At 55.7% G+C, this 22,429-nt stretch carries 21 protein-coding genes and 1 pseudogene; 15 read left to right on the plus strand and 7 right to left on the minus strand.

The window, feature by feature from the left end; genetic code table 11:
* The 4 genes from E5K04_RS15980 to E5K04_RS15995 form a co-directional block, all read right to left on the minus strand.
* Positions 1–2,597: type I restriction endonuclease subunit R (locus E5K04_RS15980; RefSeq protein WP_136555845.1), on the minus strand; the 2,597-nt coding region annotated here is incomplete at its 3' end.
* A gap of 18 nt (positions 2,598–2,615) precedes the next feature.
* On the minus strand, positions 2,616–3,851 hold the full coding sequence (locus tag E5K04_RS15985) for a restriction endonuclease subunit S domain-containing protein (RefSeq protein ID WP_136555846.1): 1,236 nt from the start codon (positions 3,849–3,851) through the stop codon (positions 2,616–2,618).
* Between the two features lies 1 nt (position 3,852).
* On the minus strand, positions 3,853–6,450 hold the full coding sequence (locus E5K04_RS15990) for a type I restriction-modification system subunit M (RefSeq protein ID WP_136555847.1): 2,598 nt from the start codon (positions 6,448–6,450) through the stop codon (positions 3,853–3,855).
* A 281-nt stretch (positions 6,451–6,731) separates the two neighbouring features.
* Positions 6,732–8,519, minus strand: a complete 1,788-nt coding sequence (locus E5K04_RS15995) for an N-6 DNA methylase (protein WP_136555848.1) — start codon at positions 8,517–8,519, stop codon at positions 6,732–6,734.
* Between the two features lie 34 nt (positions 8,520–8,553).
* Here E5K04_RS15995 and E5K04_RS16790 point away from each other — a divergent pair, with 34 nt between their 5' ends.
* The 9 genes and pseudogenes from E5K04_RS16790 to E5K04_RS16035 form a co-directional block, all read left to right on the plus strand.
* A complete protein-coding gene (locus E5K04_RS16790; protein ID WP_205700406.1) occupies positions 8,554–8,841 on the plus strand; it encodes a hypothetical protein in 288 nt (95 codons plus the stop codon).
* Positions 8,842–9,036: 195 nt separating this feature from the next.
* The gene (locus E5K04_RS16005) at positions 9,037–10,248 is read left to right on the plus strand and encodes a hypothetical protein (RefSeq protein WP_136555850.1); all 1,212 of its coding nucleotides are present in this window, start codon (positions 9,037–9,039) and stop codon (positions 10,246–10,248) included.
* Positions 10,245–11,036: a hypothetical protein gene (locus tag E5K04_RS16010; protein WP_136555851.1), complete on the plus strand. Its 792-nt coding sequence runs from the start codon at positions 10,245–10,247 to the stop codon at positions 11,034–11,036. The genes E5K04_RS16005 and E5K04_RS16010 overlap by 4 nt, the downstream gene beginning before the upstream one ends.
* 111 nt (positions 11,037–11,147) lie before the next feature.
* Positions 11,148–11,807: a hypothetical protein gene (locus E5K04_RS16015; RefSeq protein WP_136555852.1), complete on the plus strand. Its 660-nt coding sequence runs from the start codon at positions 11,148–11,150 to the stop codon at positions 11,805–11,807.
* Between the two features lie 623 nt (positions 11,808–12,430).
* A complete protein-coding gene (locus E5K04_RS16020) occupies positions 12,431–13,228 on the plus strand; it encodes a hypothetical protein (RefSeq protein ID WP_136555853.1) in 798 nt (265 codons plus the stop codon).
* 3 nt (positions 13,229–13,231) lie between these two features.
* On the plus strand, positions 13,232–14,281 hold the full coding sequence (locus E5K04_RS16025) for a hypothetical protein (protein ID WP_136555854.1): 1,050 nt from the start codon (positions 13,232–13,234) through the stop codon (positions 14,279–14,281).
* Positions 14,282–14,292: 11 nt separating this feature from the next.
* The gene (locus tag E5K04_RS16030; protein ID WP_136555855.1) at positions 14,293–14,598 is read left to right on the plus strand and encodes a hypothetical protein; all 306 of its coding nucleotides are present in this window, start codon (positions 14,293–14,295) and stop codon (positions 14,596–14,598) included.
* Positions 14,595–14,729 carry a hypothetical protein gene (locus tag E5K04_RS17025; protein WP_268907643.1) on the plus strand — a complete coding sequence of 45 codons (135 nt, stop codon included), beginning with the start codon at positions 14,595–14,597 and terminating at the stop codon, positions 14,727–14,729. The genes E5K04_RS16030 and E5K04_RS17025 overlap by 4 nt, the downstream gene beginning before the upstream one ends.
* Before the next feature lies 1 nt (position 14,730).
* Positions 14,731–15,042, plus strand: a pseudogene (locus E5K04_RS16035) (transposase); the annotation flags it as partial.
* A gap of 293 nt (positions 15,043–15,335) precedes the next feature.
* Here E5K04_RS16035 and E5K04_RS16040 read toward each other — a convergent pair.
* Together E5K04_RS16040 and E5K04_RS16045 are read right to left on the minus strand one after the other, a co-directional pair.
* Entirely contained in the window at positions 15,336–15,593 is a 258-nt protein-coding gene (locus E5K04_RS16040) for a hypothetical protein (RefSeq protein WP_136555856.1), read from the minus strand.
* 430 nt (positions 15,594–16,023) lie between these two features.
* Positions 16,024–17,343 carry a DNA-primase RepB domain-containing protein gene (locus E5K04_RS16045; protein ID WP_136555857.1) on the minus strand — a complete coding sequence of 440 codons (1,320 nt, stop codon included), beginning with the start codon at positions 17,341–17,343 and terminating at the stop codon, positions 16,024–16,026.
* Positions 17,344–17,967: 624 nt separating this feature from the next.
* On the opposite strand from E5K04_RS16045, the gene parA reads away from it, so the two are divergent.
* Genes parA through E5K04_RS17065 form a run of 4 tightly spaced genes read left to right on the plus strand, consistent with a single transcriptional unit; the run spans position 17,968 to position 19,332 of the window.
* Positions 17,968–18,597: a ParA family partition ATPase gene (gene parA, locus E5K04_RS16050; protein ID WP_136555858.1), complete on the plus strand. Its 630-nt coding sequence runs from the start codon at positions 17,968–17,970 to the stop codon at positions 18,595–18,597.
* The gene (locus E5K04_RS16055) at positions 18,594–18,827 is read left to right on the plus strand and encodes a plasmid partition protein ParG (RefSeq protein WP_136555859.1); all 234 of its coding nucleotides are present in this window, start codon (positions 18,594–18,596) and stop codon (positions 18,825–18,827) included. The genes parA and E5K04_RS16055 overlap by 4 nt, the downstream gene beginning before the upstream one ends.
* Before the next feature lie 30 nt (positions 18,828–18,857).
* Positions 18,858–19,100 carry a DUF4160 domain-containing protein gene (locus E5K04_RS16060; RefSeq protein WP_136555860.1) on the plus strand — a complete coding sequence of 81 codons (243 nt, stop codon included), beginning with the start codon at positions 18,858–18,860 and terminating at the stop codon, positions 19,098–19,100.
* Positions 19,084–19,332 (plus strand): DUF2442 domain-containing protein, encoded by a 249-nt coding sequence (locus E5K04_RS17065; protein WP_136555861.1) that lies wholly within the window; start codon positions 19,084–19,086, stop codon positions 19,330–19,332. The genes E5K04_RS16060 and E5K04_RS17065 overlap by 17 nt, the downstream gene beginning before the upstream one ends.
* Before the next feature lie 247 nt (positions 19,333–19,579).
* Here E5K04_RS17065 and E5K04_RS16075 read toward each other — a convergent pair whose 3' ends face one another.
* Entirely contained in the window at positions 19,580–20,128 is a 549-nt protein-coding gene (locus tag E5K04_RS16075) for a recombinase family protein (protein WP_136555862.1), read from the minus strand.
* A 265-nt stretch (positions 20,129–20,393) separates the two neighbouring features.
* Here E5K04_RS16075 and E5K04_RS16080 point away from each other — a divergent pair, with 265 nt between their 5' ends.
* A complete protein-coding gene (locus E5K04_RS16080; protein ID WP_136555863.1) occupies positions 20,394–21,368 on the plus strand; it encodes a hypothetical protein in 975 nt (324 codons plus the stop codon).
* Positions 21,369–21,389: 21 nt separating this feature from the next.
* Positions 21,390–21,695 carry a hypothetical protein gene (locus E5K04_RS16085; protein ID WP_136555864.1) on the plus strand — a complete coding sequence of 102 codons (306 nt, stop codon included), beginning with the start codon at positions 21,390–21,392 and terminating at the stop codon, positions 21,693–21,695.
* Positions 21,696–22,429: the final 734 nt, after the last annotated feature.

Below are 22,429 nucleotides of genomic sequence, written 5' to 3' on the forward strand. Positions count from 1 at the left end.
AAGGGGATGCTCTCGCCAGCACCGCCACTGCCTGCCCCAAGCTCCTTGTAGCGCTGCAGCAGCGTCAAGTACTGCAGCTTCGTGAGGGCCACCGCAATCGACTGCTTGGGCTCGGTATCGAACTCGTAGACCGACTTGTCCCAGGTGAAGCCCTGGATCTTCGCGGCCTCAAGGATGCCGCTGAACCGGTTGAACTGCTTGGCGAAAGCAGCCCGTGCCGCCAAGTCATCCGGCAGCTTTGCAAAGTCGGCGATGCCTGCCGCGCTGAAGATGGCGCTGATCTCGGTGAAGTAGTCGTTCAAGCGCTCCAGGTTCCGGGGCAACTGGTCGGCAAACAGGCCAATGGGCTTGTCGCCGGAGTAAAGCTTCACCGCCGCGTCCACATTGCGCTTCATCGTGTGCGGCTTGCGGTAATAGCGGATGGTGCCAAACGGCTTGTCTGGTCCGAACAGCCGGTTGGTGCGTGAGAACGCCTGGATGATGTTTTCGTACTCCAGCAGCTTGTCGCAGTACAGCGTGTTGACCCACTTCGAATCGAAGCCCGTCAGCATCTGGTTCACCACGATCAGCAGATCCAGGCGCATCGCCGGCTCGGCCTCGGCCCGGATGTAAGGCGCTTTGTGGGCCAGGCGCGAAGCCAGGTCCTTCTTGAAGTTCGCGTGGGTGCCCATGTCGAACTTCTGCCCGTAAGTGGCGTTGTAGTCCTTGATGATCTCTTCCAGCCCTTCTGCCTTGAAGGCTGGATCGGCACCACCGGTGTCGTCATCGCTGATGTGCGGGTCAAACAGCGCAGTGATCTTCAACGTGGGGCACTGCGCCTTCATGAGGCGGTAGTAGATGATCGCTTCGGTGATGCTGCTAGTGGCAAGGATGGCGTGGAACTTCCCTGCCTGGCTCAGCACCTCCCAGTTGTCGGCAATGTCCTTCAGCACGGCGTGGCGATGCTCGTCGCGCTCGTACTGGGCGTTTGGCAGGTAGTCCTCAATGCCACGCTGGTACCCACCAACCACGTCGCGGTGGCCAGCCATCGGCACGTATTTCATGTACCGGTTGAAGACCTTTTTCTTCGCTTCGTCCGCCAGTGCCTCGGCCACGGTTGCCGCCTTGACCCTCTCCAGGGCCACCGCTTGCCGCAGGTCGCGGTCACGGTAGGTCAGAACCTGGTAGGGGTCGAAGCCCAGCACGTTTTTGTCGCGAATGCCGTCGGCGATGCTGTAGCGGTGCAGTTCATCCCCAAAGATATCAGTCGTGGTGTTGTACTTGCGCACGTTCTCCTTGTGGATGGGCGTGCCGCTGAAGCCGAAGAACACTGCGCCCGAGAAACTCTCTTTGATGTCGGACAGCATGTCGCCGAAGGTAGAACGGTGACACTCGTCCACGATAAACACAATGCGCTTTCCGCGCATGGTCTCCAAGTCGTGCGCCTTCAAGCCATCGTCGTCGCCCGTGATCCGGCTCATCTTCTGGATAGACGTAACGATCAGGGTGTCTGCAGGCGCGGTGCTCTTCAGCGTTTTGACGAGCACGCCGGTGTTCTCGGTGGCCTGCACCTGGTTGCTGTCACCGGCAAAGTCCCGGTACGCCTTCAGCGTCTGTGTGCCCAGCTCCACCCGGTCCAACAAGAACACCACTTTGTCGGCGTCTTTGGAGTTGGCGATAAGCTGGGCCGACTTGAAGCTCGTCATGGTCTTGCCCGAGCCCGTGGTGTGCCATATATAGCCGCCCAGGCGGTTCGGGTTTTTCCAGTCCGTCTTGGCCACCTTGTCCGAAATGGCGTGCGCGGCGTAGTACTGGTAGCTACGCATCACTTTCAGCACGCCGTCGGCCTCGTCGGCCACGGTGTAGAAACCGATCAACTGGTGCGCCATCGGGATGGACAGCAGGCTGGAGGTGACGCCCTTCCAGTCGTTGATGGGCTCATTGTTGAAGTCGGCCCAGTGGAAGGCGTAGTCCTTGTTGAACTTGCCGTCCGGCCCGGGGTTGGCAAAGTACAGCGCCTCCCCTGGCTCCATGGCCACAAAAATCTGAACCAGCGAAAACAGCCCAGTGAACACGCCCTCGCGTGCGTACTTCTGGATCTGGTTGTAGGCCTGGCTAACCGGCACACCGCTCTTCTTCAGCTCGATGTGGATCACCGGCATGCCGTTGATCAGCAGCAGCAAGTCACCCCGCCGGTCATGCTGCAGCTCAGAGGCACGGGCGTAGCGCGGCTGCTGTGCAATCTGGTAGCGGCTTTGCCCGGCGGCAATCTCGTGCCGGTCGTAGACCTTCAGACTCACCTCTTTGCCGAAGTGCAGCGCGTCGGCCGGGTTGTCCCGCGTAATGGCCACCGTCTTGCCGTTGATGAAGCCGTTCAGCCTCAGCGGCGTGCGCAGGGCGACGATCTGCTCCATCACCTGCTGCATCTCGCTATCGGTCAGCGGCACCTCGTTCAGCCGGTCTTTGCTGCGGTTGTTTTCGAAGAGTATCCGCTTCCAGTTCGCCAGCAAGTCGGCCTCGCTGGGGCACTTGATGACCTCCAACTCACCCCAGCCACGCTGACGTAGTTCGTTGATGACTGCGGCTTCGAAAGCAGATTCTTTGTCAAAGGTGGTCATGGGCGATGGGCGCTGGCGTCACACAAACATGGCTTCAAGGCAGGCGGATTTGATCTGCCGAAGCTTCTGGACCTGAGTCGCGTGCTTCGCGATCAAGCCATCCAGAGCGCAAAAGTACATGCCGATCCGCTCTTGCTCTTCCTCGGTGGGTACGCCAATTGGAATGTTCATCACCTTGGCCTTGGAGATGTTGTAGCGCGAGATCCCCTGCGCGAGAACGCGGACCCGCGATCTGAAGGCACTCGCCCTGAGAACATAGGCCATGAACTCGCTTCGGAGACTTGCCAAAGGGCGAAATCCAAAGCAGAAGCTATTGAGGTAGACGTTCGCTTCGCCCCCTGACCACACAGAGGACATGCCTACCTCTTCAGGTGTCTCAGACGAAATCGTGAACATCACGTCGCCTGTCTTCACTTCATTCTGGCTCCTATCCACTCCGATGGCTTCTGTATCAGCCGGGCCAGAGATCGCGTTGCTGAAGACCCCCATGTAGGTGACGAATCGCGCGTCACCACAGCCGAAGTCCTCCTTCGTTTTGCCGAAGAGGCCAGCGTACGGCTGGCCAAGTTTACCCAGAGGGACCGAGTCCCAAGGTGAAGTGAAATTCGCAAATCGAACTTCAGGAACAGCGGAGCCGGGCTGCGGAAACATCTTCTGCAGCATTACTGACCTTAATACCAAAAGCTTTTCATGCTTGCGCTGATGCAAGGCGATCATGGAGTCGAGGTCCGAGAAGTAAGAAGCAATCTTCTGCTGTTCTGGCACAGATGGGGCAGCGAACTGAACGCGGACGAACGAGTCCCAGTACAGTCGCTTTCTGAAGTCTGTGACTCCATAGGACAACTTGTTCATTTGGGCCACGACTTGAGGGCGCCTCAAGCCGCAGTCCATGAATAACGGATAGACGGTATCGTCCGGGGTTGCTGTCAGATAGGCTGGGCTGACCATTCCCTCAGTCTTTGCAACGCCAAGCGCGCCCTGCCACGCGCGCATCATGTTCAGCACGAGATCCCCTGATCGAACGTGCTTGTAGAGCGACTTGTCCTTGCTTCGACGCACCTTCTTTCCGAGGGCCTCGTTGCTCAGCTCGCCAGTCGAAATGCCGCTGTGAATGGAGACTGACAAGATGGGCAGCGAATCGTTGCCTCGTTCGTTGCGTTCTGCGTATATCTGCCCAAGCTTCTTTGGCACCCACGGCGCGTCGTATCCCTTGAAACGAATCTTCGGCACGGTGCCTTCCGTCTGATCGGTCATCTCAACCCCTAGCCAGCAGAGTCTTCAGTTCCTCAATGCCCTTGAGATCGAAGTCGCCACCATCCAGTTCTCCGAGCATGCACACCAGAGCATCCTCGGCTTGCTGAATATCACGAGCGTTGTCGGCGTAGGTGATCCGGTACTTCTCAACCAAGGCTTGCAGCTTTGCGACGAGGCCATACATCACCATGACCGGCAAGCCATTCAGCTGGTCCACAAGCGGCGTGAGCCACTTGGCTTCGAGCAGGGCATACACCTGTTCGTCGCTCAGCTTCTCAATCGTGGCCTTGGTCTTCAGGTGAAGTGCTGCGGCGTCTTTCTTGATGGCCGCCTTTAGTGACTTTTCCTTGGCCAGCACTTTGGCTGCTTGGATGATCTTGGCCTCGTAGGATTCGGGGTCGAGCGCAGAGGTGCCATTTGCATCGGCTTCGAGCTCTTTGGCTTCCTTGGCCACCGCCGCTGCAACGAACTTGTCGCCCGCTTCGTTGAAGGTGTCTTTGGCCTTGTCTTCCTCGCTGAAGCCTTCAAGCTGTTCTTCCAGCTGAGCGACCACCTCGGCCAGCTCGGCCTCCTTCTTATGAAGGGCGGCCAGCTCCTTCTTGTGGTGGGCCAACTGCACCAGGTCAAATGGCAGGACGCGACCCTTCCAGCCATCCTGCACCTCAACGTCCTTCCCGTCCTTCTTCCTGACGACGTAGTTCGGGTCGACCACCCGTGTGGCACCAAAGCCTTCGGTCTGCAGGATTTCCAGATCCACCGCGATGGGCTGCCAGTGGTCGTCGAGGACCTGATAGGCCTGGTACTTGTCGATGAGGGGCACCGTTCCGACCTTGGCCAAGCGCTCGAACAGTTGGTCGCAAATCAATGCTTCTTGGCGAGGAACCTGCAGCGTGAGCATCTTTCCGATCAGCTCGCTGTACAGCCACGGCTTGAAGCCGTCGAACGCACGCTTGAAGTCCTCGTTGAACTTCGTCACTTCAAGGTGCTGGCTCACGGCTGCAGCCAGGTCATCTACCTTCGGCTGGGCGTAAGGCGTGCCGTCCAAGGTGAACAACGCCGGGCGCAGGTTAGGGAAGGCCTTCCAGAAGTTGGCCAGCGCATCCAACTCGCTCAGCGGAATGCCGCCGAACATCGAGGCGTACAGGTCCCAGCTCTCGGGTGGCTCGGACGAGTCCACGTAGCGCGGAATGTTGAGGTTGTAGTCGTTGGCCTCGCCTTGAAGCTCCGTTTTTGGCACCAGACGGCTGAAGCCAGGCACGGTGGCGCGGGCGACCACCACATCGGTGATCTTCTTGATGTCGCACGCGCGCAGCTTGTTGTTCTTGCCTTCTTTGGCGAAGCCCTTGGAGGCGTCAACAAACAACACATCGCTGCTCTTGCGCTTCTGCCGGAGCACGAGGATGACAGTGGGGATGCCGGTGCCGAAGAAGATGTTGGAGGGCAGGCCGATGATGGTTTCGAGGTGGTCGTTCTCGATCAGCTGCTTGCGGATGACACCTTCTTCACCACCGCGGAACAGCACACCGTGCGGCAGGACGATGGCCATGATGCCGTTGGGCTTCAGGTGGTACAGGTCGTGCAGCAGGAAGGCGTAGTCGGCCTTGGACTTGGGGGCCACGCCAAAGCGGGCGTAGCGCGGGTCAGTGTCCTTGTGCAGTGGGTCCCACTTCTGCGAGTAAGGCGGGTTCGACACCACCGCATCCAGGTACAGCGGGTTGTAGCTGTTGACCGGGTCTTGCTCGTCGAAGTACGGCCAGTCGTCCTCCAGCGTGTCGGCGTTGCGCGTAACGATGTTGCCCGGGAGGATGCCGCGCATGACCAGGTTCATGCGCGTGAGGTTGTAGGTGTTCTCCTTCAGCTCTTGGGCGTAGTACTTGATGCTGTCTTTATCGCCCATGTGTTTGGCGATGGCCTGGCCAATGTTGAGCAGCAGCGAGCCGGAGCCACTGGTGGAGTCGTAGATCTGGATGGTCTCGCGGTCTTTCAGGTGGTGCGCGATGACCTCAGATATCAGCACAGACACCTCGTGCGGGGTGTAGAACTCGCCTGCCTTCTTGCCTGCATTGGCGGCGAACATGCCAATGAGGTACTCGTAGATGAAGCCGAGCACGTCGTAGCCCTGCTTGCCATCCATGGGGATGTCTTTGATCAGCTGAAGCAGATCACTGATCGCTTTGGTCTGCTTCGCTGCCGTATCGCCCAGTTTGCTCAGGCCGGTTTCCAGCGTCTTGAAGATGCCTTCGAACAGGCGCTTGTGGTTCGGATGGATCAGGCGGCTGAAGGCTGACAGGGCTTCGCGCACGTTGGCGACGTCAAAGTCGCTCGTTTGGTCCAGCCAGGTCGAGAACAGGTGCTGGTGGGCAATGAAGTAGCCCAGGTTGGACTTGAAGTGATCGACGGTTTCCGCGTCGTCCTCGGTCACCGCACTGAAGTCCTCGTCCGTGAAGCCCTCGGCGGTGGCGAAGGCCACCAGCTTGTCGGAGAGGTACTTGTAGAAGATGAAGCCAAGGATGTAGTCCTTGTATTCATTGGCCTCGATCTTCGAGCGCATCTGGTTGGCGGATGCCCAAATTTTGGATGCGAGTTGTTGCTTGTTCACAGTGATGGCTTCTAGTTTTTTGATCAGGCTAATTGAATGAAACATTCTGACTCAAGCAGGGCAGAGTCGGAAAAATAATTAAATTTCAAAAGGATACTCAAACCTTCATGTCAAAAATTGGGGCCAAGAACGCCATTAATACGGTCAAAAACGCGCTGAAAAATGGGAATCCGCGCGTGGCAATGTTGATACCAGCGGCCCCTCGCGGCTTCGCTTCGAAGCCGCGAGGCGACATTCGCTGAAGGCACTGATGGCAACTCAGTCTACTTCATCGAGCAACGCTACACATCAATGAGCCCAGATGAGATTGAGGCCTGCTCCTTCCGCAGCCGCAGGACCTCTTCCTCGATCTGCGCCTCCCTGTCGAACACACGAACCATCTTGTCCATCTGTTCTTTGCTGAAAAGAGGAATCGGCAGCTCCTTGAGCTCGGACAGCTTAATGTATGGGATGCTGGTCCCGACGGTACGCCCCTTGAGAGAAGCCTGCCCCATCTCTGAGCGCAGATAAACCAGTAGCGCCTTCGCTGGGTACGTATCCGGTACTTTGCTGCGCAGAATGACCAACGACTGTCCTGCAATCCACCCCCCCTCTCCGAGGGACGGAGCATCCTGAACGAGACCTAGCTTACCAACGCTTCCCTTGAAAGCCATCAGAGCATCGCCTGGCACGATGAAGTACACAGAGTCTTTGCCAATTTTGAACTCGTACATAGCGTCCTTGCTGGCAGTACGAATGTAACCGTAGTCAGGAAGGTCCTGAGCCAGCACCTCACGCACAGGATCTCCACCACCAGCCGTTTGGTGCTGACGCGGGCGAACGACCTCGAAGAAGTCTCCGAGCGAACGCATCGGATAGCGCCCCTGGAATTCCGCCAAACTGCGCGCCGCGTCGTCCAGTACATAACGACCCGGCTCCAACATGTAGTCATTGTCACGGATGGCCTGTCTCGAAACCGAAACAGCATCCTCTGAGAACTCAGAACCATCAGGAGAGTCGTGATGTGTGGCCTCAAACAGCAGGGATTGCAGATCAGCCAGCTCGACGCGTCTTTTTTCTGACCGCACAAGCCAGTCATCCCTCACCGCATTAACAAAGCGGACACGCTCCACACCACCGTTGCCATTCAGCACCAGTACCGACAACGGAATATTGGTGTGGCTGCATAGTCCAGCCGGCAGCGCAATGACAGCCTCTAGCTGGCCAGCCTCAATCAGGCTTTCACGCAGTTGGCGCTCCCCGCCAGAAGCAAACAAGATCGAGTTCGGCATCGCCACTACAATGCGGCCGCGGGTCTGAGCCAGCAGATGCCTGATCTGCAGAACGCTGCTCGTCGAGTACTTTTCCGGGAAGCGACCAAACAGGTCTCCATCAACCACCTCTTTGGGATAGCGCACCCCTATGGGCGGGAAGCACACCGCCACATCAAAACGACTCGGATCGAGGGCACCCAACGCTGATGGCCTCTGGATTGGGTCGCTGGACTTCAATGTCCAGTTACGCCCGCCTACCAGGGTAAGAAGCTGAGCCGCTAAGGTTGGCTCAGGCACTTCGACGTAAGCATTAGCGCCTAGACGCGCGACGCGTGTCGCCAGCTGCCCAGAAGCATCCCAAGGAACGTAGACCTTTGACCCCGGCCCGATCTGGGCGAGGGAGACCATGAAATGGTTGAAGCTGGGAGCACTCGAGGGAGAACTGTCCCTGCTCTCCTGCCACCAGTACGCCACATCGTCCAGGTTCAAGTTTTTGAGCAGCCCTTGGGAATCCAGCTCGGCAATCTTCCTGAGTAGCTGAGCGATATCCAGACTGCTATGCAGCGGATACCACGCGCTCTCGTCCATAAACGCACCCTGTACCGCAGGTTGCTGCTGCACGCTACGTAGCGCAGCCCGCAGCTCCCCCAAGTCCCGATCCAGAAGACGATCAAGCCGGAGGTTATCCGGAAGGTCGCAGTCCGTCTTCGACAACTTCCACCAGCAAAGCAGCTGCAGAACCAGGGACATCGCCGTGTTAATCGGCAACCGACCACGCATGGTCTCGATCAATTGCCAGAAAATTTTCTCGTCCATTTGTATGCCTTTCTAAAACGTGACGGATCCGTCAGTGCTGACGAAAACGGTTGCGCCGCTGACGGTTGTACGTCGTGATGGCCACTCCGCCTTGCTCCACCACGACAACGCCTCCCTTATCTCGGATCTTGAGAAGCAGACTTCGCTGGGCATCGAGGTCAGCCAGGAGGCGATCAACCTCATTGATGTCCAAAACGACCTTGTCGTTGCTCGAGCGCCCGTGCTCGATCACGTAGTCGACCATCTTGGGCGAAATCCCACGCTGGGTTTGCCGAGCTTTGCAGTGATGTGTGGTGTGCATGATGCGGTCTCCTTTGTCTGACCATACAGCGATGGTAAGCAACGTATTTACATTCGTCAATAAAGTTTTTAATACTTTTTCTTAGGATCGCATACCTTAGCATCCGCCTTAGTGATTTAGCCAGTCGGCTATTTCTTTGGAAGAGATTTCCATTGACATTGGAATTAGAACACGTAGAATCGACTCATGCAATAAACATCAACAAGGAAGACAGTCATGCCATACAACAACCACAACGTCACCGACAACAACTTCGCCGTACAGCTCGTTCGTTACCCATCCATCACTCGCTCAGAAGAGATGAATAGCTGGGAGAACTACAGCCTGGATGACCTCCGGCAGTGGAGCATTGAGTGGCTGACTTCCTCGCGGGTACTGACTCAGGCCCAGATGGAAACGCATCTGTTCTTTCCACATGAGATCGATGAACTGCAGCGCCATAGCGACCAGATCAAGGCGGAGATCACAAGATCGATCGAGCAAAGCCCGTTCTGGATGATGCTGGCAGAGATGTACCGTTACGCGGTGCAAGGTGATGGGGAGCTGATCAGCCAGGTGATGGAGAGTCCTGCCCAAGATGATTGGGGTGACAAGGTTGTCACCATTCTGAATATGCTGGGTCGCGTCCAGGCAGGTTGGAATGAGATGCCACCCTACGCCTATGTGGAAAATGTGGGCGCACACACCGGACCTGGGCACCTGCTCGCGCTACGCTTCCTTGCCCGGCTCAAGCTGGATTTCCCACGCTGCTCCCAGAGCGAGCTGATTAGCGGGCTGAGTTGCCACTTCTCTCTCCCCGAGCAAGGGCTCTCGCTACCAGAACTGGCAGTCCTGTCAGGCACCACTTACGGCCGTATCAAGTCGTTGACCGCCAGCCACAAGAAGCACCGTGGCGGCTTACTGACAACCAATGCACCTAGCGGGGTCTACGTCATAGCTGCACTAGCAAAGGAGTGGCTGAAACAAGAACCCGGCTTTTTGCCCAGCAGCTCAATCAAGGAAGTCGTTCTTGATGAGGAAGAAGCCCCCCATTCGGCGGAGGCATCCGAGGACCCAGCACTGCTCGAGATCGACGAACTGGACTTGCAACATCAGACCAGTCAGCTCTCAGCAGATCTCTACGCACTCAACTTCTGTCTGATCGACCAGCAGGGTACGGCACTGTTCGCAGTCCGGATGAGCAAGCGCGGCGAAAAAAACAAGCTGTTCCGACTGTCAGAAGGTGGCGCAGGGGGGAACCTCCTGGAGAACACGATCTACGTCGCAACCCAAGAAGAGGCCAAGCAAAAGGTACTGGAAGAAGACCTGGCGATACGCGCGACCTCTGCAGATAAAAGCCGCACAGGACTCTACAAGCTATCCGGCCGCTCAATCGTGGCAGCCTACGACTTCACGGAAAAACGCCTGATCAAAGGGGAAAACAAATGACACTGGACAAATTCAAGCCAGCCATCCAGTCGATGGATCTCGCCAACATCGTCCACGCCGGCGACATCCCGGATAGCCTGATGTTCTACTCAGAGGGCGACCTCACCAGCTACTACATCCCCTTCGAGTATGTGAACCCACATGCCAAGGTGGTGCTGGTCGGGATTACACCTGGACTGGTGCAGTGGCGCAATGCGATGTCTCAGGCCAAGCAGGCGTTCAGGCAGCACCTGGCCAACGAGGAAGTGCTTCGTCAGTGCAAACAAACAGGTGCCTTCAGCGGCCCGATGCGCACCAACCTGATCGAGATGCTGGACGCTGTCGGGCTCCACAAGTGGCTCCATCTGAAAAGCTGCAGCGAACTGTTCTCGTCAGCCAGCCACTTGGTACAAACAACATCCCTGTTGCGAAACCCCGTTTTTTACCGAGGGGAGAACTACAACGGCACGCCAGACATGATCAGGAGCAGCATGCTTAAAAAACAACTGCTGGATGGCTTTGCCAGAGAGTGCCAGACGCTAAAAAGCGCAGTGTTCATCCCACTGGGGCCGAAGGTGGCAAGCGTACTGGATTGGCTGGGAGCCCAAAGGTATCTGGAAGCCGGCCGAGTACTGGATGGGATGCCGCACCCGTCTGGCGCCAATGCAGAAAGGATCGCTTACTTCCTTGGGCGAAAAGAAAAAGAGAAGCTCTCGAGTAAGACAAACGGCGATCAACTTGATGCCGCTCGGCAGCGCCTACTGACCAAGGTTGCCAACCTCTCCACTGTTCCACACATGACCATCTAGACATGGAACGATGTCTGCAATCATTTCGCTAGAAGATTTTTACTGGAAGAAAACATCGCAAATACAATAACATCAAACCAAGAAATAAAAGCCAAGCAGAAAGGAGAAAAAATGCAAAACGAAGTACACATTTTCAAGATAGCACCGAACAAAAAACAACAAGATAAATTATCCAACATATTCATGCCTTTTGTTTGCATATTTGATCTGTTTGCCAAAAACAGACCAACTATAAAAACAGAAATGGATGCAAAATTATTTCTGTTAAAAAACAAAACGGAAATTTACCATGCAATAAATACAAATTATTTCGAGCAAACAATATCAATACTAGCAAAGATGCTGGTGGACTGGAGCAAGGCAACCCCAAGCTCAATTTCGATACTGTTCAACAAACAATGGAGCATATCCAAGGACGGCGCAGTATTCTTCCCAATACCGCATCTTGGTCTAGTTCACACTGCATCACCAGCAAAAATTCTTTCCATAAAAGAACACTACGCCATCTCAGGAGTAGGAATTTCATTTTGGCTAGACGGCTTTAAAATCTACATCGACGCAAAAGAGAAGACAAGAACAAACACATCAACACAAAAACCCCTACAAACAAACAAAAATAAAAACAACAACAGCGAAATATCATTTGACACCTACGTTGCAATGTTTAGATCTCTAGAGCTTAAATTGTCACAGAATATTTCCAAACCAGATTTCTCAAAGATAGAGGGAAGACCAGTTTCCGGAGGGCTGCCCTCTCTTGGAAAGAGGTAGGAAAAAGTCGATGACTTCCCTGGTGATTAAAAAATTTACCACCGCACCGAATCAGCCAAGGGGGGCCGGCGGATGCCGGGGGCAAGGCGTCCAGCCGAGCCACCCGAGCGCCCCCAGCGCGAGGGCCGGGGGGAGCCGCCTCCGTGGGCGACCGCCAGGGAGCCAGGCCGCCCCAGCGGCCGGCAGGAGGTGGGGGGCAAAGCCCCGGCCGCCGAGCGGAGCGCGGCTACCCGCGTTTCCGAGTGAGCGGGGCCCCCGACCGTTGCGCAGCAACGGGTGGGGCAGCAAACGACCACCGCGCAGCGGTAGGCGGAAAGGCGGGTAGCCGCGGTACGCGGCGGCCCCGCAAGGGTCGGGCTACAGCCCGACCCGCCGCAGGCGGGCTAGAAGCCCGCCGTGAGGTGAGCCGATCCGCTGGCAGGCGCGGCGTCCAGCCGCGCCAGTCCTGGGTTGCGGCCCTAGCCGCCGAGCCGTAGGCGAGCCCAGGACGGTGGCAGAGGAGGGGCAATCTGTTGTCGAAAAATGCAAACTGAACACGAAACAAAACACGTTGCGCAATTCGAATGCATAAAATTACATGTAACAATACGTGTTACCGCACTGGCTAGAGAACGGGATTTCACATGACGCAGTCCACCAACGACGAGATCGATCCGCGCGTTTCCAGGATGCGGGCGGCTCACCAAACGCTCCGCGATGCGGGGCAGAACTCTCTGGAGCGTGGGCAGGAAAACCTGCTCACGGCCCTGACCTGGATCTATCGGTGGGGGTGGACAACGAGCGATATGCTCAACCGCGTGCTAGGGCGAACGTCTGGCGGATACGCGCTGCGGCAGGAAAAACGTGGCCTGCTCCGTGGCACTGCCACGGCTAGTGGAGTACCAAAAAAATTTTATACCCTCACAGAGGGTGGTCTAATTGAGGCCTCACGCCATTCAGACGAGCGGATTCCATACGACCTGGATCCGTATCGGGTCAACCAAAACCTAATCAGACACGATCTGATTGCTCAGAACATCGTTCTAAAAATTCTCAATAACGGCCAGACGGCCGATTATATCACTGAGCGCCAGCAACGGATAAAATACCAAAATGGCGAACACAAAATTTTTGACGCGATTGTTATAGATGATGATGGCCGTAGAAATGGAATTGAGGTCGAGCTAACAAAAAAATTTGACAGGCAGCGCGATCAATTTGTTAGATCTATTTGCGATGACCTCATGAGCGGTCATGTCAGCCGAGTGCTGATTGTTTCCGACAGCAACGCAATTCTGCGCGACTATAAACTGAGTTTTGAGCCTGGAGCAGAGCTGCCAATCTGGGAAAAAAACAACCGAGCGCACTACGCGGTTGCGCGGCGTGAAAAAATTCCAGCGGAGATTGATGGCAAAATTCACTTCATCCCTCTGGGGCAATAGGCCATGCAGAATCGCCACGTTGCGCTGCTGATCGCCCTAGCCCTATCGGGCTGCGGAGATTCTGGCTCACACGACTACAGTGCCCAGACCCGGGACTACAACCCCAGGCCTATAGAGCCCCCCAGCGCCCCCCCCTCCAGCCAGGAGCGGATCATCGAGCGGATGGGCAGGCGAATCGACGCCAGGCTGGCTGAGCTGGACCGGCTACAGGCAGCCGAGGAACTGCGTTACGCCCGCGCCAGGGCGGAGGAGGCCGCGGGCATAAACGCGGATCCGAGGAGCTGGCTCGATCAGGACCGATTCCGGGAGAGCGCCCGCGCACTGGCGGGATCGCTGTATACCTGCCGCAAACTGGCAACGCCGTGCAGCCGCGCGAAGCCCGGCCTGCAGATTATCGCGAATGCGCTGGCCGCCTGCGCTGACAACCCGACCCAGCTATGCATGGACGTCCGCGAATCAGCCGACGCGCTGACGGAATCGCTGCCTGCTGCCAACAGCGACACGCCGCAGCTCCCCGACAGCCCGCTGTACGACAAACTGGCGACAGGCAACCCTCTGATCGACCTGCATCCAGCGCGCGACGACTACCGCTGGGACATCACGGCAGCGTGGCTGCCGTGGGGAAAAATTTTCCTCGCACTGCTGGCGGCGCTAGCTCTGGGCTATGGCGCGCAGCGCGCAGGGGCAGCCCGGTGGATTCGAGAGTGGATGGAAAACCGACGCGCTGCCTCAGCGCAGGATGAGGACGATGAGGCCTACGATCGACCCGCACCACCCCCACGGGGCGAGGAAGCACCGACGCCCGTTCAGGCACGGGCAAACCTGCTCGTCGACAGATCGTGGCTGGATGATCCAGAGCCTGAGACGCCGGATCCCCTCGCGGTAGAGGCAGCCTCAGCCGAGGCCGAGCAGCCAGAGACGCTGCCACCGCCAATCACGCAAACGGCGGAGAAACAGGAGGCGGCACGACGCGAGCAGGAGAAAATCGCGGCGATTGTTGCCCTCATCGGTAGCGTGGATACAGATCTGAAACCACGCCGCCGCCGGCGTTAGGGAGGATAGTTATGCGTATTTTTCAGCGCATTCAACGCGAGGTTACGGTGCTCACGCAATGCCGCTGCGATCGCTGCGGCCTGCCGCTGGCCGGCGAGGGTGCGGACGTGTTCGAGGCACAGGAGGCGCTCCACGTGGATTTTGTGGGAGGCTACGGCTCGGTATTCGGTGACGGTGACCGGGTATGCGGGGATTTCTGCCAGGCCTGCGTACAGGCAGTCCTGGGCGAATGGCTGCGGGTCAGCGCCCCGGAGGATGGTGGGCCGAAGCTGGCACAAAATGCCACCCAACGCTCGAAACCGGACGCACCGGAATGACCCCGATCGCGCAGGCGCTGCCCTACCTTCTCGGCGGCGCTGGGATCCTGCTCGGCGCGGCGGCGGTCGGCGTGGTGCTGTTGCTGCGCCACGCCAGGCGCGTAGAATCGGCGCACGGGCCCCGTACGTAGAGTGCCACACGCGGCCGCGGTAACGACGGCAGAGGTGGCCGATCGAAAGGAAACGCTGCAGGCACTGGAGCGTTGCAAGTCCAGGTTGGGCCAGGTGCAAAGCCTGCCTGCCGATAGTGGCTACTTTGCGGAGGGCGTACAGGACATCCTTGGTGGGCATGTGACGGTGCAGATCGCCAAGCGCAGTGAACTGCACACCTTCAAGGTCATCCCCAAACGCTGGGTCGTCGAGCGCAGCTTTGCCTAGCTGAACCAGAACAGGCGACTGTGGAAGAACTGCGAGCGGTTGCTCAAATCCAACCTGCAGTTCGTCCCCCCTCTGCCTGACGGCACACAAACATCAAGGCTGACGGTCGGCGTTCTCGCACGCCGGCTTCGCCGTCGTGTCTTCGTGGCGGCTCACCTGCGGAGCGCTTCGCGCTGTCCTCGGGTCGCCACCCCGACGGCGCTTGTTCAAACCCTGATGTGAAAACATGGAAGGGCAACCCCAGCAAATCGGGACATGGTTGCTCCTCATGGATGCGCGGCTACGCTGGAGATGCACCTCGGCGGTCGCCGGTCTTGCTCCTGTTTAACTCTTTCCTAGTCGGACGGCAGTCGAGGTGCTCACTCATAACGCTTCCGAACGTCACCCACCCTCACCTCGGGAATTTCACTAGGTCGGGGAAACGTCCGATGAACCTCGCAACGGCGGAACTCGCGGAACGCTTCGGACTCACGATTGAATTGCTCCTCCTCATCCGGAGTCATTTCGATGTAGTTCGGGTACGTGTAATGTCGAAGGCGGTACTTCGCACGGCGGCGCCAAGAAACCAGACCCACTACGGCAAGCAAGAGCGCAAGGCCAACCAACAGCTTGAGCATGTACACCCCCATAAAAACGAAGCCCTACGGGCAGCCCCACTATACAAGAGGGGGACTTGAACGCTTTTGCCACGAAGCCAGCAAACGGGCTGCCGTGGCTGACACTCCAAGCATCCGGCTACGGCTTCCCACGAGGGTCACTACGCCACCACGACACCAACCCGACTAGGACGAGAAAACTTGAGCATGTTCATCCACACAAAACCGTGTACGCCATCTCTCTACGCAAGCGACAGACGTCATCGATCCCGTTGCCGCGGAGAGTGTGACTCGATGACCTACAGGATCGTGGTTTAGATCCATGATAACGAGGAAAAATCTCGTGGTGATCCAGGCGTATCTGGATCACCACGATGACTGCTCACACAAAGTCACGTTTCTTAACGACCCCGAAAAACAAACCCACGCCCTACGGGCAGGGCACAGCCCACTATACAAGAGGGGGACTTGAACGCTTTTGCCGCGAAGCCAGCAAACGGGCTGCCGTGGCTGACACTCCAAGAATCTCGCCTACAGCTTTCCACGAGAGTCCACGCTCCCGCAACCGCAGAGCCTCTTCCCTTCGCTCGTCCGCCGTTGCCAAGTAGGTCGTACGATCCATCTTCACGCCGTCGCGCTGCCGTAGCCGCTCACGCTCACGCTGCTCACGCACATCATCGGGAACGATCGCCCGCAACTGGTCGACCAACCCCGCATGCGGCTCGATCAGGTCTGAGAGCGCGTTCCAAAGCGTTTCACGCTTGTACCGGTAGCGTTTGCCGTCATCCTTGGCCGCGTCCGCCCGAGCCCTGGCAAGTACGCTGGAGCAGTAGGACAGGACTTCACGCTCTGTCAGGGTCGGCGTCAGGCGCCGGGCAACGTCGATGATCTCGGCCTCCAGCGCATCCGATACGGTAAACCAGCTCAACGCGTTCGCCATCATGAACAGTAAGCGATCCCGCTTGCCCTTCGGTACTCCACAAGTTCGCCAGTCGTTCGCGTCCACGATGCGCCACAAGTCCTGATAGACCTGATACCAGCGCTCATAAATTGATCCTTTTACCGATTTTCCACGCTTAACGCCGGCCTTCGCCTGTGCAGGGCGAATGTCTCGCACTTGGACGCGCTCGGCCTTCGCCTTGCGCACCTCATCGCGGGTCACCGGCAAGATCTGGTCGGAGATCCAGTCGAATTCGTAGCGGTCGGGATGGCTTAGTTCAGCAGTGACAAGACCGCCAGTCTTGCTGTTGACGGAGCCAACCACGCGCAGAACCCGGGTGCAATCGACGGACTGCTTGTCACCGCCCAGCACCTCGCAAAGCTGGCGCTGGCAAGCCTGCCAGCGCGGCAGTGCACGCGCCGGCAGTGGCTCGATCAGCCAGTAGAGGTGAATGCCTCGGCCGGTGTAGACGATGGCGTTCGGCTCAGGGATGCCAGCACGTTCGATTTTGGAGATCGCCAGCGCTGACATGCCCATTCGATCAACCTGACCTCCGCTGTGGTCGTCAATGTCCACGAAAAGCGCGTGCAAGCCTGCCAGCAAGCTGGTTCTTCGCCAGCCATAGAATTCGTTTGGGGTCAGATAAACGTCAGGCACGCCGGAATGCCGGACCAGCTCGTCACGCAGTCTGTCGTGCGGCAGCGCACGCCAGGCAGGCTTCTGCTGGGGGAGCCAGACGAGACGGCTCGCCTTTGGCGCCAGTTTGCCGAAGAGTTCTGCGTGATCTGCGGGTGACCGCAAATCCAGATGAAGTTGTCGGGCGCTATGCATGGCCGCCCCCTGTTCTCGACAAGGGCGTCACAAAGCACAACGGAAATAGAGAGAGGAAAAATGTGTACACGCCTACCCGTCCGGGCTAGGCATCCCCGCACGCCACTGCATCGGCAATGGTTAGCCGATTCGAAGGCGCATGTTCTCCCGTCAACACAAAGTTTTGTGTCGACAAAAACTACATACCAGGGATGCTTTTGCCCCTTTTCTCAGGGCAGGACGTGGCTTACAATCCAGAGGTGACGTGGATTTGTTGAGCAACGCTCTGCAATTTTCATTCAAAGCCCCATACCGTTGCCGCGGATGGGGCTTCGTCCTTTTGGGCGCCCGTGGCACCCACCGATCATCTTGACCTACGGTCAAGACAGATAATTCGCATACTGTACACCTAACAGCAAACCCCGCGCAAACTCAATGCAGACAAGGGTTTCAGAACTTTAACCCACTCGGCATCACACAATTACCAAGCTGAAAAATTCACACATAATCGTATTTGTGTTTTTGTGCATTTGCGATAAGTAAGCAGCCCTGCAGCCCAATGGTTACAAGGAATAGCGCAACAAAGACTTAAAGTCGTATAATCGTAAAATTACTTTATCGCAAAAACTACACCGGACGAACACAATGATCATCGGCGTTCTTAACCAGAAGGGCGGTGTCGGAAAGACCACACTGTCCGTCAACATTGCCGCGCAGCTCGCCAAAGACGGCAGCCGCGTCCTGCTCATCGACGCAGACCCACAGGGTTCCTCCCTAGATTGGTCCGCCGCACGAACAGAACCCGGTCCTGTCGTGGTCGTTGGTCTGCCAAAGGAAACCATCCACCGCGAGATCAAGCCGCTCGGAAGAGACTACGACCATGTAATCATTGACGGCCCTCCTCGAGTCACAGCGCTGGCCAGGTCGGCCATCATGGCCTCTGACCTGGTTCTCATCCCCGTCCAGCCATCGCCCTACGACATCTGGGCGGCAGACGAAGTCGTGAAGCTGGTCGAAGAAGCCCAGATCTACAAGCCTGACCTGAAGGCCGTTTTTGCGATTAATCGTAAAATCTCAAATACGGCAATTGGTCGAGACGTCCGCGAAGCACTGTCCAGCTACAACCTGCCATGCCTGGATTCTACGCTGACCCAGCGCGTCGTCTTTGCCGAAGCGGCCGCCAGCGGCCTAGCTGTTCACGAAGTAGATGCCGAGAGTCCAGCCGCACACGAAGTCGCCGCCCTGGTAGAAGAGATCAAAGGAGTACTCGCATGAACAAGAAGATCACCATCGGAACCAAACCAACAAACCGGCAAGCATCGGCAGATGAGTGGGTCTCCAACCGCACGGCAGAACCTGAACCTGCGCCGACAACCATCAAGATGAAGCGCCTCACCATCGATGTCTCGGAAGAACTTCACCGCCGCATCAAGGCCACCTGTGCGCAACGTGGCAGCAAGATGGCTGACGAGGTACGCGAACTTCTGGAAAAGCACTTTTCATGATTTAATGAAATACGATTTGATGAGAGTGGCATGCCTGTTATCTTGCGCTACCAAGGCTTTAAATTTTTCTTCTACTCGAACGAAGGTACTCCACTAGAGGCTGCACACATCCATGTACGCAGCCCGAATGGGGAAGCCAAGTTCTGGCTAGCGCCGGATGTGCAACTAGCTCGCAATGATGGCTTCGATGCGCGTACATTGAAGGAACTGGCTGCAGTGGTTCAGGAGAACAGAGACTTGCTGGAAAGGGCTTGGAATGATTACTTCGGCTAAAGACGTACGCTTTGACGAATGGACGATGTGGGTTGAGCTGAGCGACGGCCGCACCCTCGGCGTACCACTGGCGTGGTTCCCACGCCTACTCGCAGCCAGCTCGGAACAACTCGCCAATTTCGAGCTAAGTACCCATGGCATCCACTGGGATGAGCTGGATGAAGACCTATCAATCGAAGGCCTGCTCGCAGGCCGAGGAGACGTCGCTCATCGGCCCAGTAAAGCCGCATAGGTTAAGCGTTGCGGACAGACGGCTCACGTACAGCAAGGGCCGAGTACAGAGCAGTCTTCCCAACCTTTAGCCGTGTCGCAGCCTCACGGACAGTCAGCCCACCGGCCACCAACTCACGAGCCCGACGCAGTGCATGGGTAGAGGTGGTGTACGGGCGGTTTGCTCAAAATGGGCATTGCCCAAATGTGTCTGTTTTGGGCATTGCTCAAATTGGGCAAGCTGTGCGCCCGCGCCGCGAAGGGCATGCCTACGCTTGAAGCGCAGCATACAAAGCCGTCTTCCCCACCTTTAGCCGCGTAGCAGCCTCACGAACAGTCAATCCACTGGCCACCAGTTCCCGCGCCCTGCGCAGCTTTTCAGCTGTCACCACCGGCTTACGCCCACCTTTGCGACCGCGCGCGGCGGCGGCTTCCAACCCCGCCCGGGTACGCTCACGGATCAGGTCCCGCTCGAACTGGCCAAGCGCACCGAAAAGATGGAAAACCAATCTCCCGCCTGGCGTAGTGGTGTCGATACTCTCGGTCAGAGATCGAAAGCCGACGCCACGCGCTTCCAGAATGCCAACCGTTTCGATCAGATGCGCCAGCGATCGCCCCAGGCGATCCAGTCGCCACACCACCAGCACGTCGCCTGCCCGTAGATAAGCCTGCGCCTCAGCAAGCCCTGGGCGATCCGCCTTTGCGCCAGACGCTGTGTCACTGAACACCCGTTCGCAACCCGCCTGCTCGAGGGCATCCATCTGCAAAGCTGGATCCTGCTCTGCAGTCGACACCCGCACATACCCAATCAACGCCATGGCTCACGCCTCTGTCCGATTTTTCGTCCGTCAATCATAACGTCCGCCAACCCATCACAGAAGCAGGTTTTCGGACAGATAGCCCCGTGTCCGCTAGACGTTCGTTTGATGGAAAAGGATATCTGACTGCGCACCAATCCCAGCATCGGATCAGCCCACTTAGCGCATAAAATTATATCTGTGATATCACGCTTGACACGACACCGTGCCGACACTATAGTCCAATGCATCGGATGACATCACTGACATCACAAAGGGGTACACCATGAGCAACGCCATCGACTTCAGCAAAGAAGAAATGCTTGAGGAACTGCTCAACGCGCTGGTTGATTATGAAAGTCAGCGCAATAGGATCTTTGAAGGCAACACCTGGCGAAACAAGAAAGAAATTTTTGGCACCTCATTAGATGATGAGCCAGACATGCAAAAAATATATTTTAACTACCACCAATCTACAGCCTATGCATGGATGTCCAGCGCATATGACTATGCTGTCAATGGCATTATGGATGAGTCTCTGGATCGAGACTGGGAAGTATTGGAAGACGATTATTTCTCATATATCTCAGATATTAATCAATCTTTGTTTTTTGAAAGAAACAACTCAAACGGTGTGAATTTAAAAAAATGCATGAAGATTATCAATCTAGCAAGAGCTAGGTACTGGCTAGATTTTGGAAAGCTTGATTTCTCCGCCGATGACAAACACGCAGTAAATTACATAGACATTAGCAACATCGCGGTACTTTCAGGGCTAGACGAAAGAACCATTAGAAATATGACAAATCCGAAGAACAAAAACCATCTAAAAACTGAAAAAAAAGGAAACAAAACCTACATATCAATCGAAGTCGCAAAAGAATGGCTGGCAAATAGGGGTTTTAAAAAAACCGTAATGGCAAAGGCAAATACACACAGAGACTTGGAGAAATTCGGATTTAGAAGCGTTTATGATCTTGCTCAATTTTTGGAAGATACTTCTGAGCACAATGGGATTAAAAAGAATGAGCACGGCCATTACAAATTTAGCAGCAATGCAGTATCAAAATACGTAGGCGACATTATTGAATGTAAAAAAATGCGAGAAAACGAAACCGAAGAAAAATTTATATTTGATTTTGATATTCTCAAAGCGGCCGCAGAAGAACTGGCTGTAAACAAAGTTCACTTTCTAGATTCTTGTTTTAAGTTGCATCAAGAATGCGAAAAAGTGAATTACTCAAAAAAATTAGCCGCCTAGAAAAACAAAAGGAGAACGAAAATGAATGAATTTTTCTTTGAAATCACGCAATCCACGCTAGACAACAAGCGCATTTATTTTTCTTCAGAGCACAAGCACCTTTTCCCTGATAAGCTTGGTTCGCGCAAAAAAGGCGACTTGGGCGCAGAGGTTGAATTCTACGTTGACGGAACAATCGTCAAGACAGACATCCGTGAAAACAGCAGCCTGATTATCAGCCCAAGAAAGTCATTTGGCTCTTTCTTGAAGAACAACAAACTATCAGTTGGTCACAAGGTGAAGGTCAAGCAAATTGGCGAAAACCAATTTGCACTGGAACCCATGTGAAAAGAAATAAGTCAGCCGAGATTGCAGACCGTAACTTGCGTTTCAAAAACGTCAGAGTTGGAAGAAACGCAAGCTATATCAACAGCATAGGCATCGGGGCTATTGCGATAATTCTGTCTGGCGAAATCATATGGACAGGACTAGCAAACCTACCAATTAGACCTGCATTTGCATTAGATGCAATTTTCAAATGGGTATCAGGCCTCGCTATTGTTATGCTGTACTCTGTGCTTGGATGCGTTTATTTGAAGGAAACAGAAATTTAGACCCTTTTTGGTTTGGTTTTGGCCCTTGGTGCAAGCAATGCTTGCCCCCTTGCCCAACTTATGTTGGGCTTTTTTGCTTCATCAGAACACCCAATTGTATTTATTGCGCGCACGACTATAGCTACCAAGCCGACCACACACTTACCACAAATCATCCGTCCATAGCTTATGGCCATCGCGTAACCGCATCTATTAGACAACTAGGCAAATGGTGTCACCATCAGTGACTTTAAATTTACCCGCCAGATTTCCATCCAAATAAACAGAGATCGCCAACTCCTCTCCACTCTTGCATGGAAGTTCGACTTGAGCTCTGCCATAAGAATCTGATTCTTCTATGCCACCTATGAAGTATGCCGTCGAGATTTGGATCATTACTCCAGCTCTAGCATCGCCTTCGCTATCACTCAGTTCTATATTTATGCAAGTCGAGATAGGTATACTAGTAAACACCTTCAATTAATTGAA

Source organism: Crenobacter intestini, assembly GCF_004919095.1.
Lineage (GTDB): Bacteria > Pseudomonadota > Gammaproteobacteria > Burkholderiales > Chromobacteriaceae > Craterilacuibacter > Craterilacuibacter intestini.

Coding starts and splice junctions, on each gene's coding strand:
- E5K04_RS15985 (WP_136555846.1), bottom strand. CDS start 3,851: ATGACCGATCAGACGGAAGGCACCGTGCCGAAGATTCGTTTCAAGGGA.
- E5K04_RS15995 (WP_136555848.1), bottom strand. CDS start 8,519: ATGGACGAGAAAATTTTCTGGCAATTGATCGAGACCATGCGTGGTCGG.
- E5K04_RS16005 (WP_136555850.1), top strand. CDS start 9,037: ATGCCATACAACAACCACAACGTCACCGACAACAACTTCGCCGTACAG.
- E5K04_RS16010 (WP_136555851.1), top strand. CDS start 10,245: ATGACACTGGACAAATTCAAGCCAGCCATCCAGTCGATGGATCTCGCC.
- E5K04_RS16015 (WP_136555852.1), top strand. CDS start 11,148: ATGCAAAACGAAGTACACATTTTCAAGATAGCACCGAACAAAAAACAA.
- E5K04_RS16020 (WP_136555853.1), top strand. CDS start 12,431: ATGACGCAGTCCACCAACGACGAGATCGATCCGCGCGTTTCCAGGATG.
- E5K04_RS16025 (WP_136555854.1), top strand. CDS start 13,232: ATGCAGAATCGCCACGTTGCGCTGCTGATCGCCCTAGCCCTATCGGGC.
- E5K04_RS16030 (WP_136555855.1), top strand. CDS start 14,293: ATGCGTATTTTTCAGCGCATTCAACGCGAGGTTACGGTGCTCACGCAA.
- E5K04_RS17025 (WP_268907643.1), top strand. CDS start 14,595: ATGACCCCGATCGCGCAGGCGCTGCCCTACCTTCTCGGCGGCGCTGGG.
- E5K04_RS16040 (WP_136555856.1), bottom strand. CDS start 15,593: ATGCTCAAGCTGTTGGTTGGCCTTGCGCTCTTGCTTGCCGTAGTGGGT.
- E5K04_RS16045 (WP_136555857.1), bottom strand. CDS start 17,343: ATGCATAGCGCCCGACAACTTCATCTGGATTTGCGGTCACCCGCAGAT.
- parA (WP_136555858.1), top strand. CDS start 17,968: ATGATCATCGGCGTTCTTAACCAGAAGGGCGGTGTCGGAAAGACCACA.
- E5K04_RS16055 (WP_136555859.1), top strand. CDS start 18,594: ATGAACAAGAAGATCACCATCGGAACCAAACCAACAAACCGGCAAGCA.
- E5K04_RS16060 (WP_136555860.1), top strand. CDS start 18,858: ATGCCTGTTATCTTGCGCTACCAAGGCTTTAAATTTTTCTTCTACTCG.
- E5K04_RS17065 (WP_136555861.1), top strand. CDS start 19,084: ATGATTACTTCGGCTAAAGACGTACGCTTTGACGAATGGACGATGTGG.
- E5K04_RS16075 (WP_136555862.1), bottom strand. CDS start 20,128: ATGGCGTTGATTGGGTATGTGCGGGTGTCGACTGCAGAGCAGGATCCA.
- E5K04_RS16080 (WP_136555863.1), top strand. CDS start 20,394: ATGAGCAACGCCATCGACTTCAGCAAAGAAGAAATGCTTGAGGAACTG.
- E5K04_RS16085 (WP_136555864.1), top strand. CDS start 21,390: ATGAATGAATTTTTCTTTGAAATCACGCAATCCACGCTAGACAACAAG.